Source organism: Tenacibaculum aquaeponti, assembly GCF_057221555.1.
In genome coordinates this window covers 3,588,481-3,600,503 of sequence record NZ_CM170147.1, presented here as the reverse complement: position 1 = coordinate 3,600,503, position 12,023 = coordinate 3,588,481, and the positions used below count along the sequence as shown (strand labels likewise).

General features: G+C 26.8%; 11 protein-coding genes. 6 read left to right on the top strand and 5 right to left on the bottom strand.

What is annotated here, in order from left to right; all coding sequences use genetic code 11:
• Positions 1-67: 67 nt before the first annotated feature.
• The 5 genes from AC2TEO_RS16425 to AC2TEO_RS16405 all read right to left on the bottom strand — a co-directional run bounded on the left by AC2TEO_RS16425 (position 68) and on the right by AC2TEO_RS16405 (position 8,734).
• Complete coding sequence (locus AC2TEO_RS16425; protein ID WP_442265860.1) at positions 68-2,389, bottom strand: GH92 family glycosyl hydrolase; 2,322 nt, start codon at positions 2,387-2,389, stop codon at positions 68-70.
• Positions 2,390-2,783: 394 nt separating this feature from the next.
• Positions 2,784-4,124 carry a serine hydrolase domain-containing protein gene (locus tag AC2TEO_RS16420; protein WP_442265859.1) on the bottom strand — a complete coding sequence of 447 codons (1,341 nt, stop codon included), beginning with the start codon at positions 4,122-4,124 and terminating at the stop codon, positions 2,784-2,786.
• Between the two features lie 65 nt (positions 4,125-4,189).
• Positions 4,190-4,993, bottom strand: coding sequence for a helix-turn-helix transcriptional regulator (locus tag AC2TEO_RS16415; RefSeq protein ID WP_442265858.1), 804 nt, complete (start codon positions 4,991-4,993; stop codon positions 4,190-4,192).
• A 222-nt stretch (positions 4,994-5,215) separates the two neighbouring features.
• The gene (locus tag AC2TEO_RS16410) at positions 5,216-5,383 is read right to left on the bottom strand and encodes a hypothetical protein (protein WP_442265857.1); all 168 of its coding nucleotides are present in this window, start codon (positions 5,381-5,383) and stop codon (positions 5,216-5,218) included.
• 18 nt (positions 5,384-5,401) lie between these two features.
• A complete protein-coding gene (locus AC2TEO_RS16405) occupies positions 5,402-8,734 on the bottom strand; it encodes a leucine-rich repeat protein (RefSeq protein ID WP_442265856.1) in 3,333 nt (1,110 codons plus the stop codon).
• Between the two features lie 583 nt (positions 8,735-9,317).
• Between AC2TEO_RS16405 and AC2TEO_RS16400 the strand changes: the two genes are divergently transcribed.
• The 6 genes from AC2TEO_RS16400 to AC2TEO_RS16375 all read left to right on the top strand — a co-directional run bounded on the left by AC2TEO_RS16400 (position 9,318) and on the right by AC2TEO_RS16375 (position 12,013).
• Complete coding sequence (locus tag AC2TEO_RS16400) at positions 9,318-9,473, top strand: hypothetical protein (RefSeq protein WP_442265855.1); 156 nt, start codon at positions 9,318-9,320, stop codon at positions 9,471-9,473.
• Between the two features lie 39 nt (positions 9,474-9,512).
• Positions 9,513-9,677 carry a hypothetical protein gene (locus AC2TEO_RS16395; RefSeq protein WP_442265854.1) on the top strand — a complete coding sequence of 55 codons (165 nt, stop codon included), beginning with the start codon at positions 9,513-9,515 and terminating at the stop codon, positions 9,675-9,677.
• A gap of 69 nt (positions 9,678-9,746) precedes the next feature.
• On the top strand, positions 9,747-9,911 hold the full coding sequence (locus AC2TEO_RS16390; RefSeq protein WP_442265853.1) for a hypothetical protein: 165 nt from the start codon (positions 9,747-9,749) through the stop codon (positions 9,909-9,911).
• Positions 9,912-9,979: 68 nt separating this feature from the next.
• On the top strand, positions 9,980-10,948 hold the full coding sequence (locus AC2TEO_RS16385; protein WP_442265852.1) for an ATP-grasp domain-containing protein: 969 nt from the start codon (positions 9,980-9,982) through the stop codon (positions 10,946-10,948).
• Positions 10,945-11,124: a hypothetical protein gene (locus tag AC2TEO_RS16380; RefSeq protein ID WP_442265851.1), complete on the top strand. Its 180-nt coding sequence runs from the start codon at positions 10,945-10,947 to the stop codon at positions 11,122-11,124. Before AC2TEO_RS16385 ends, AC2TEO_RS16380 begins: the two co-directional genes overlap by 4 nt.
• 4 nt (positions 11,125-11,128) lie before the next feature.
• Complete coding sequence (locus tag AC2TEO_RS16375) at positions 11,129-12,013, top strand: hypothetical protein (RefSeq protein WP_442265850.1); 885 nt, start codon at positions 11,129-11,131, stop codon at positions 12,011-12,013.
• Positions 12,014-12,023: the final 10 nt, after the last annotated feature.

Here is a 12,023-nt window from a genome sequence, read left to right as displayed (position 1 = left end):
AAGGTTTTTTACAAAAGAAAATTAAGTACTTAATAATAAATATACTGTTAGTTTTTCTCTTTATAATTTATTTTTTGTGTTCGTTGCTCATTTCAAAAACAATTTCACCTCCATTTATAATATTATTATGATGTAAAAGAGTTCCATTTAATTCTTTCCCATTTATTATAACTCTTTTTACAAAAATATTATCCTTACTTTGATTTTTTGCTTTAATAGAAAGTGTTTTTCCATTTTCTAAATGTATCGTTGCTTCTTTAACTAAAGGACTACCTAAAGCATAATTTGGAGAACCAGGAGTAACTGGATAAAAACCTAAACTACTAAATATATACCAAGCACTCATTTGACCTGCATCATCATTTCCACATAAACCTTCAACGTTAGAAGCATACATAGTATCCATAATCATGCGAACTCGAGATTGTGTTTTTTCTGGATAACCTGTCCAATTATATAAATATGGAATATGATGCCCAGGTTCATTTCCATGAACATAATTCCCAATAATTCCATCACGTGTAATATCTTCATGATTTGCAATATATTTATCTTCAATTTCCATAGTAAATAATGAATCTAATTGCTGTGAAAATTTCTCTTTCCCACCCATCATCATTATCATTTTTTCTATATTCTGCGGTACATATAATCCATAATTCCAAGCATTTCCTTCAATAAATCCCTGACCATGTGTATCCATTGGATCAAATTTTTCTCTAAAATTTCCATCAGAAAGTTTTGGCCTCATAAAACCTATTGACGAATCATAAACATTATTGTAATATTCTGAACGCTTTGAGAAATTTTCCTCTACTGAAACTTCACCTACTTGTGCTGCCATTTGAGCTATACACCAATCATTATAAGCATATTCTAAAGTTTTAGATACAGAAGAATGACTTTTATCATCAGGAACATAACCTTTATCTATATAATCCCCTAACCCATCAAAATATCTGACCGATGCTGTATTAACCGAAGCTTTAAGAGCTCTTTCATGATTAAAATCTCCGATATTTTTAGCCATAGCATCGGCTATAACTGAAGTTGCATGATAACCAATCATACACCAATTTTCATTAGCATAATGTGACCATATAGGCAACATATTATGAACACTTTGATCGTGATGCGCTAACATAGATTTAATCATATCGTTATTCCTATTAGGCTGAGTTATGTTGAATAATGGATGTAAAGCTCTATATGTATCCCAAAGTGAAAAAATTGTGTAATTTGTAAAACCTTCAGAAGTATGTATATTTTGATCTAAACCTCTGTATTTCCCATCAACATCTTCATAAACTATTGGAGATAAATTAGTATGATACATTGCCGTATAGAAAGTTTCCTTTTGCTCTTTAGTTAACATTTCTACTTCGATTTTAGAAAGCTCTTCATTCCATTTTTCATTTGTTTCTTTATGTGTTTTATCAAAATTCCAATGAGGGATTTCAACTTCTAAATTCTTCATTGCTCCAGCAGAACTTACATTAGAAAGAGCAAATTTGATTTGAATTTTTTCATTCTCTTCAGTATCGAAGTTAAAATATGCGCGCAAATCTTTTCCCGCCATTTCAGGAAAGTTTTCATCTTGTTTAAAACGCCTGTAAAAACCATCGTATTTTACTTTTTCATATTTTTTATGTCCATAACTTTTAAAAGGTTTTGAAAATTTAGCGGCAAAAAATACTTTCTTATCTCGTGCCCAACCTTTAGTTTGCCTGTAACCTGTAATTGTAGAATCATTTTCTACACGAAGAAAAGTCCAAACATTTTTATTATCATGATGGTAAACATTGTAAACCATATCTAAAATAATATGTGCATTTTCCGACTTAGGAAATGTATATTGATGAAAACCAACTCTCTCACTGGCAGTTAATTCTGCTTTAATTTTATATGTATCTAAATCTACTTTATAATAACCTGGAGAGGCTTCTTCTTTGTTATGTGAAAATGTAGAGTAAAATCCTTTATCTCCTTCCTGTGTTTGTATTGGATCTAAAATTAACTTTCCAGTAGTAGGCATAACAAGAAAATCTCCCAAATCAGAATGTCCTGTTCCACTAAAGTTAGTATGTGCAAAACCAATGATAGTTGAGTCTTTATGTTGATAACCTGCACAATATTCGTAAGTTTCAGCATTATATCTACCATCTTCACTAAACATTACTTCAAAATTTGTTTGTGGACTTAATTGTACCATTCCAAATGGAGCTGTAGCACCAGGGAAAACATGTCCCATTTTACTAGTTCCAATAAAAGGATTAACAAATTTAGTGTAATCTGTTTTTGACTTTTTAGAATTACTGATTATTTCATCTTTTTTTTGGCAAGAGTTTAATACCATTAAACTCAGGAGAAGTACGGATAGTTTTTTCATTTTTTCAAATAACTTATATGAATAAATAATACAAGATCTTTTAATAAAATCTTATTTTAGGTATCAAATTAACATTAGTTTATTTTATAATATTCACGAATATAACAACAAAAACTACAGTACAAAATTTAATCAGGCTAACGTATGAAGACAATCAATCAAGCAGTAAAAAACAAAAAATAAACAACTAAAAAACAAGCACTTACAGATTTCAAAAAACACTTTTGTATTAAAAAGTATAATTAAACAAAATAAATAAAATCGTTTGTTTTTAAACATTTGAAATTCAACATTGAAGAACTCATTTTCTTAAACACAAAACAAAAATAATTAGTTTTTTTTAAAAGATCTTCACATTTATTTATTAAAAAATAAATTTACTATTTATTTAAATTCATTTTCTAATTTCTTTTATCCCTTCTATCTCAATTTTTTTATAATGAAAAATCAATTTATACTTACCTTCTTCTTTTCTAAACTCAAAATAATCTTCATCACTTGGCTCTCCAAAAAAAGTCTTTTCAGTTTCTGCTTTTAATACTCCATTTTTTTTACCATTCTGATACATGACTAGTTTCCTATTTTCAATTTTAAATTCAAAAATGTGATTATTAAACTCTTTAACTCTATATTTTCCTTCATACTCTTTAAGAACATTCTCTGAAATTTCTATTTCTTTTCTATTAATTTTTTTAGGTAATTCGTAAGGTTCATTTTTCATTATTTTATCCACGGTTTTTAAAATATCACCAAATGGTATTTCATCATAATTAGAAAAAAAAACGAATTCAAATTTTTTAGAAATGTCATATTCTGCATGAGATAAAATTCCATTTCCACCACCAGACCAGCTTATTTTATTTGAATGGTTTTTAATTTTTTCTCGATAAGATATTTTTTTAATGTGATTTATGAATAACATTAAATCTTCTACTGTTGAATAAATTTTAGCCTGATTTTTACCATCTTTTTCAATATTAGGAACTACAACTATTTCATTATCATTTTTTTCATGATTTTTAACTAAATTATTGAGATTGTTTTTCAATAAATTAAAATGAGCTCCTGTACTTTTCATTTCTAATGGTTGAAAATATTTTTCATCTAGATACTGAACAAAAGGTTTTTCTGTGAGTTTAGCAATTATATAGTAAAGTAACTGGTATCCTAAATTTGAATAAACAGTATCTGACCCTGGTTCAAACAATAGTTTTTCCTTTTTTATTAAAGCAATTATTTCTTCTGATTTCATTTCTATTAAATTATCTACTTTAATCGATAATTCTCTTGGGAGACCCGATTGATTTTCTACTAAATGTTGAATTGTTATTTTATTTCCATTAGGAAAATCAGGGATAAAATGAGATATTTTATCAGTTAATGAAATACGATTTTCTTGTTCTAAATCTATTATTGCAGCTTTCGCCATTAGTTTTGATATAGAATGAATATCAAATTGTGATTCTTTTTTTACATTAAGGCTACTTGTAGTACTTTCAGACATATTATATGTTTCAAAAAGTAAGCATTTCCCTTCTTGTTTGATTAATACTACTCCATTAAATTTTTTTAAAGTTTTTAGTTTTTGAAAATACTCATCTAACTTAATAGAAACGTTAGTAATCAGTTGTTCTTCTATTTCATTTTTTTTATTTTTAGAATTACATCCTATAAGTAGATAAATACTAATTAATATGAATATGAAATTATTATTGACTATTTGTTTGTTATTCATTCTTTGCTTTTTTTTTACAAAAAAACTACTCTTTTTAATGCTTTAATTGTAAAAAGGGAAACAAACTACTTGTGCCTTAACATAAATTCTGAAGGATTTTCGAAAAATTTTCTTGGAGTTACACCACAAACTTTCTTAAAATCTCTTATAAAATGAGATTGATCAAAATACCCATATTCATAACTCAATTGTGTAAGTGTGATTTCACTATTTTTAAGTTTAAATTTTACTAAATCTAAAATTCTAACAGTAATGATAAAACTTTTTAACGTGTAAAGAACTTCACTTTTAAAGATTCTATTCAAATATTGACGTGTTTTATTATAATGTGAACATAAATCGTTTACTGAAACTTTACCATTTCTTTTATAAATATGCTCACAAATACTTTTAACAAATTTCATTTTTTCAGTAAACATTACTTCTTTCTTATCAATATAATTATATATAAGATTTAATCTTTCCTTTATGTTTTTCTCTTCAAAAATTGTTTGATGAAATAATTCTAATTCTCTATTATCTTCTGATAAACTTACTATACCATTTGTGTTTAAATCAGAAAAAAAATAAGAATTCACCCAAGGTTGAAACTTAATTGTAACAAAAGAAAGTTTTTTATTTATCTGTAATTTATAAGGTGGTATATTTAAATTATGAATAGTAAACACCTTAGCTTCTAAAGGAATTCTTTTTTGATCTTTTCCGTAAATAAATTGCCCTTTTTGTTCTTTAAAAAATACCATATCATAACAGCAATCATCAATTAAGGGAATATATTCTCTTTCTTTATTCTCCTCTATTATTATATCGTAAAATTCTTTATAAATACACTTATAAGGTTCTTCTGGGATATAACTCTTTATCTTCATCAACTAATTTTAAATCTGAATTTTCTTCAAAATTACTTAAATGTTATCAAAATAAATATTTCGCTATCTACCCAAACAAATACGCACAAACACATAAACAATTCAAAAACAAAAAAATTAAAACATTATTAAAAATTACTCATAAAAAAACCTTTTGAGATTACTCAAAAGGTTTATAACATATAAATATCAATCTATTTTAAAACTATTTACTTAATTGCTTTAAAAACCATCTCCAGGAGGTTCTGGAGAAGCTGCTTGAGCTTTTTTAGGATTTAAAATCAAGTAAGTTCCTAACGCTGTTAACGCTGTATACTTACCATATTTACCGATCTTTTTCAATGCTTCTTTTCTTGTAATGTCTTCTTTATGTTGACTTGTTTTTTTCATAATAATTAAGAAAATTGTTTATTCTATGATAATTTTTTTAGAGACTTTACCTAAAGCAGAGTTTAATTTAACTAAATAAATACCTGTAGATAAATTATCTAATGTAATCTTAGTAGAACCTTTTGTGTTAATATCATTATTAACTAACTCTTTACCTGTAAGAGAAAATATTTTCACATTAGTTTCAACTTGCAAACCTGTAATTGTTATTTCTTGTTTTGCTGATTTATATATTTTAATATTAGCTACATTTTGAATAACATCTTCATTACTTAATCTTTGCGATGTTGTATGAATAAAATATTGACCTGCTCCGTTAATATTAGATTGAGTTGTAATCGTATGATTTTCTTCTGAAAGATTAAAAAAAGTATTATTCGTTCTATCTTCTAAATATATTTCAACTCCAGATGGTAAATTTGTTGTTGTTACAGAAAATGTAATTTCTTTATTAGCACTAGCTATTAAACCAATTGGAATTACCATAGTTTCTATATTTGAATTCGGTAATGTTTGAATAGCTAAATTTCTGCCATCGTTATCATTTAACAATTGAGTAAAAAGAGCAAAGTCATAATCTACACCACCAAATATCTTTGAATCATAACCATTATCAAAACCTTTAGTTTTTCCTTCGATATAAAACACTTTAGTTCCTTTTTTATCCTCTCCGCTTTCTATAAACAATTCAAATGAAGGGTTAGGTGTTTGCCTCATGAATGTATCTGTACTTTGATGACTTTGGTTAGAAGCAGCAAAAGTAACACTCCCATTTCCATTAGCTTCGACAAAGAATCCTTGAGTAGGTGCTATTTCAATAGGTGTAGAAGCATTATATGTTACATATTGGTTACCATCCCATAACCATATTGTTTCCTCACTTAACAAACCTGTATTAGCAACTGTAAAAGCGGTAGAATTCACATAAGATGTAAAAGGGTTACCTATTAAATTAAAATTATTTCTTGTTCCTGTAGAAATACTATTATTTATATTAACAGAATTAATTGATCCTGTAAATGATAAATTTCCTGCTGTTGCCAATTTTACTGAATATCCATGATTAGGAAGAGTGCCTGTAGAAGAAGCTGTAGCATAATTCCATGCCGAACCTATTAGATTAGAAAAAAAACCAATTCCTATATTATTTCCATTTCCTGTTGCAAATGAATTATTAATAATAAAATTATCATAAGTCTCTCCATTTACAGGCGATGAAATTAAATACCAATTCGTTGTCGGTAAATTTCTTGTGTAAGTAACATTTCCTGTAATTGAAGCATTAGCAATTAAACTAGCTCCAGAAGCAATGTTAATAGAGCTTACTGTAACTGCTGAAGAAATAGTTGGGTAATTTGTTAAGTTGTCAGGTATGGTTACCATAGAACTAGCAACTGGAATAGAATTAATATTCCAATTTGAAGCTGTATTCCAATCATTATTAGTTGCCCCTGTCCATGTAATAGCAGTATCAACCACAGAATTAAACCCTGTCCATAATGCTCCTGCATCTGTAACATAAGCTCCCATAGTACCCGATGGTATCGTTAAATTTACACCACTACGATTACCGAAAGTATCTTCTGATGGTGATGAAGCATGAGTTGCTATAGCAGGTGGGATTATACTTTCAGAAATAACACTAACCAAAGGGTTGTTATAAAAAACTCCCATCTCCATACTGGTAACACTATTAGGAATAGTTACACTTGTTAATTGATTTTGTGAAAACGCAAAAAGTTCTATCGTCGTAACACTATTGGGTATATTTATATTTGTTAATTGATTATTACCAAAAACACCTTCCTCTAGAGTGCTAATATTATTTGGCAAGGTGACATTGGTTAATTGATTTAGAACAAAAGCAAAATTACCAATACTTGTAACACTATTTGGAAATGTAATGTTAGTTAATTGATTATCTCGAAAAGCAGAATCCCAAATGGTTGTAACTCCATTAGGTATAGAAATACTAGTTAATTGATTATTCATTAAAGAAGCTGCTCCAATAACTAAAAGATTACTAGGTAAAGAAATACTCGTAAGTTGTTTATCTTTAAAGCTTATATAACCAATTTCTGTAACTGTATACGTTACACCATTATTAACTACTGTATCTGGAATATTTACTACAGTACCTCCAGCAACATCGTAACCGATAGTTTTTACTGTATTATTAGCTGTAGGAAGTACCTCATAAGTAATATAATTTTCTGTAAATGTTTGTACTTGCTCTGTAACACTACTAAACCCTGTCCATAATGCTCCTGCATCTGTAACATAAGCTCCCATAGTACCCGATGGTATCGTTAAACTTATTCCGCTGCGATCTCCGAAAGTATTTACCTGTACTGTAGGTGGAGTGCTACTTTCTGAAATAACATTATTTAAATTATTTGTTAAAAAAGCTCCAGCCCCTATACTTATTACATTATTAGGTATAGTAACATTATTTAATTGATTAACCTCAAAAGCGTAACCACTAATAACCTCTAAGTTATTTGATAGACTAACACTAACTAATTCGTTCGTTCGAAATGCCATATTCCCAATTGAGGTTATATTATTTGGTATTACAACATTTGTCAATTTATTAGTACGAAATACTCCTGATTTTATTTCTGATAATCCACTCCCAATTAAAACATTAGATAATAAATTATTACGAAAGGCTTCAATTCCAATTTCAGTAACACTATTAGGTATTTCTATACTTGTTAGTTTATTTGTCATAAAAGATTTGCTTCCAATTAATGTAACAGTATTAGGTATTATAACACTAGTAAGTAGATTATCATAAAATGCATAATCGTCAATTATAGTAACATTGCTTGGAATACTAATATTAGCTAATTTATTCTTACCAAACACTGCAAACCCGATTTGAGTTATATTATTGGAAATTGTAACGTTTTCTAATAAATTATCAAAAAAAGCATACCTATCAACAGAGGTAATATTATTAGGAATAATTAAATTCACCAGTTTATTTTTATGAAAAGCTTTTTCTTTTATTTCTATAATTCCTGTTCCAAGTGATACAGTTGTTAACTGGTTGTTTTCAAAAGCTTGTATACCTATAGTAGTTACATTATCAGAAACATCAACACTTGTTAACCCTTTATTTACAAAAGACATTGCTCCAATTTCTGTAACTGTATACGTTACACCATTATTTACTACTGTATCTGGAATATTTACAACAGTACCTCCAGCAACATTGTAATCAGTAGTTTTCACATTATTACTATTTGAGATAACTTCATAAGTAATATAGTTTTCTGTAAATGTTTGCGCATAACCAATAGTTAAAAAACTCATGGTTATTAAAAAAAATAATTTTCTAATCATGTTTTTTTGTTTAAAATCTTGCGCGAAGCTAAAGGAGTTTAAATGGGTACACTAATAGAATTAAACATCCGTGAACTCTAAATAAATTTTCGATTGATAGAAATTAATATTTAAGTTTTTATACATTTTTACTATTACCTATAGAATAAACCTCAAACACAACATTACTCTGTAATACATAAATAAAATACTTTAAAATTTAACAAAGTAAGTTTAACTTCTATAAAAACACCTTCTTTTTAAATTAACTTTTACGAATATTAATTGAAAGTACTCATCTCTTAAATTAAAGCTTTCAAAAAAAAAAACGCTATATCATTTTCCTAAATCATATACTAGTTTTATACCATGCTATAGCTAATTGTATGACAAGAAGGATAGTTATTTATAACAATATTTTAAATTCTAAATTTCAAATTTTACTAGGGAGTTTATGGTAATTACATATTGAATTTAAATGAAGAAATAAATATGCTTTTTTCTACATACAATGCCATTTTACAAACTTTAGGTAGCCGAAAATTTAGTAGGTAAAATGTGATACAACAAATTAATATAAGAGTAGGTATTAAACATTTTAAAAATGAAATTATTTAAAAAATTTACAAACGAAAAACTAGAAAAATCTGTATTAAAGAATATTACTGGTGGAAACTCTCGTGATCCTTATTATAATCAACGCACATATGATCCTAGATATGAAACGTATACAAAAGATATGGTACATGATGATAAATAAACACTAATACAATAAATAATTATTTAAATTTTACAAATCATGAAATTAATAGATTTTAAACCTCTTACAAAAGAAGAATTGTTAACTATTAACGGTGGTGTTTTAGGTGATATTACCGATCCTGACTTAGATGAAGATGGTAGTAAAATTACTGACCCTGGCGACGGTGAAAAATCACCTAATTACTGCTTAATTGCTCGTTAACTTTTATTTACAACCTATTAACTGATAGAGCAGTTAATAGGTTCTTAAACTTAAAAAAACTAAAAAAATATGAAAGCAACCTATTTTAAACCTCTTACAAAAGAAGAATTGTTAACTATTAACGGTGGTATTTTAGGTGATATTACCGATCCTGACTTGGATGGCGACGGTGAGAAAATTACTGATCCTGGAGACGGTGAAAAATCGTCTAATTACTGCTTAATTGCTCGTTAAAATTAATTTCTCATGAACCATTAAGGTTTATGAGAAATTTTAAAGACATTCTGTTCCATTAAAAAATCATGAAAAAACCTGAAATTCTTATTATATCTTCTGAGAAAGATTTAAATTTTAAACCAATTACTGAATGGCTTAGCTTTTATGATGCTAATTATTTTTGTATTAATATAGATAGAGATGTTATAAGCATATTTGATTACAACATGCAATCTAAAAACATGATTTTAAAAGTTACTAACGACTTTGAAAGTTGTAAAATTTCATTTGAATTCATCAAAACTATATTTATTAGAAATGGTAGTTTAAAATTTAAGATAAACAGTATTTCAGAATCGTTAAGATTTAAAAAAGGGATAAGCGATTATATTTTTTTTTATGATAAAACATTAGATAGTTTTTTAGAATATTATTTTTCACAAAATTTTAATGTAGTTGGTTTATGGAGCAATGCTTATATTAATAAACTTATTGTATTAGAAGAAGCCGTTAAAGTTGGGTTAAACATTCCTAAAACTTATTTAAAAACAAATTTAGATACACTTTCTTCACAACAATCTTACATCTCTAAAACTATAGCTTTACCACTAGTCATAGAGTCAGACTCTAAAAGATTTATGACCTATACTGGTAAGGTAGATTTTTCTAATAATAGAAAGAGTTTTATGACATCATTAATTCAAACGGAGATTAAAAAACTATTCGAAATTAGAGTCTTTGTTTTTTTAAAAAAGATGTACGCAATGGCTATCTTTTCTCAAATGAATGAAGAGTCTGTTGTTGATTATCGAGTATACAATCAAGAAACTCCTTATTTAGACGAGCCTTTTATTATTCCTAATGAATTAAAAATTAAAATCTTTGATTTAATGGAGCGACTAAAATTAAATACTGGTTCTTTTGATTTTATATATACTAAAACAGGAGAATATTATTTTTTAGAAGTTAATCCTATTGGTCAATTTGGCTATTTAGGTAATGTTTGTGGAATTGATTTAGATAAAGTTATTGCAGAAGAAATAATTAAACTATGAAAAACAGCAACGATTACAAAGAAAAAATGAAGGAAATTGCTTTTCCTATAGATGTACTTAACGTTAAGGCTTATCCGATAAAAGATTTAATTCCTACCGAAAAAAAACAATTTTATTCTTCAATTAACCGAGCTTTTTGGAGTTATTATTTTATTCCTAACAAAAAAACGTATTAATTCTATGTATGGCATTTCTAGTAGTGTTTCCTTTGTAAAAGGATACAGAAAAAGTTTTTTAATAAACTTTAAAAATCTTGATATATTTCATATAAATAATTCAGAAGCTGGAGAATTAATAAAACTTATTAAACAACGTTTTTTTAAAGAAGAAGAAATATCTTCGGATTTAATTTCATTTTTAAAGGAGTATAGAATGATTTATAAAATTAACTCTAAAATCACTCAACAATTTCCTCCTAAAAAAATAGAATACAACTCAAAACACCTTATTGAATATTTAGTTCTTGAACATAAAGATGATTTAACTGTACAGAAAGCTTTAAAAATTTGTTCTTTCTTTAAAATACCACATTTAGTAATTGTAACAAATAATGATTTAACTAAAAAAGTAAATAGTTTTTTAATCAATAATTCTTATCCAGAATCTGTGTCTATTGTTTCTGATAACGTAAAAATTTATGCTCAAGAAAATAAATTCCGAATATTGTATATAAAAAAAGACACAAAACCTTTTGTACACATAGATTCAATGGAATTAAATTCTTCTTTATTTTTAGAGTCGCAATTTTCTCATAATTACTTTAATAAAAAGATATTTATTGATGAAAATGGAAATATTAAAAACTCTCCAAATTCTGATATTTCTTTTGGAAATATTTATTCATATCATATTACCAAAGTAATTAAGAAAGCTATTTTTAATCCTAATTTCAAAAAATATTGGAAGGTTAAAAAAGATATATGTGCTATTTGTAAAGATTGTGAATTTAGATATATGTGTGTAGATGATAGAATTCCATATCAAAAAAACAAACATGAATGGTTTCATAAAACGGCATGTAATTACGATCCTTACACGGCTACTTGGAAAGAATTAAATAATTAAATTAGTTTTT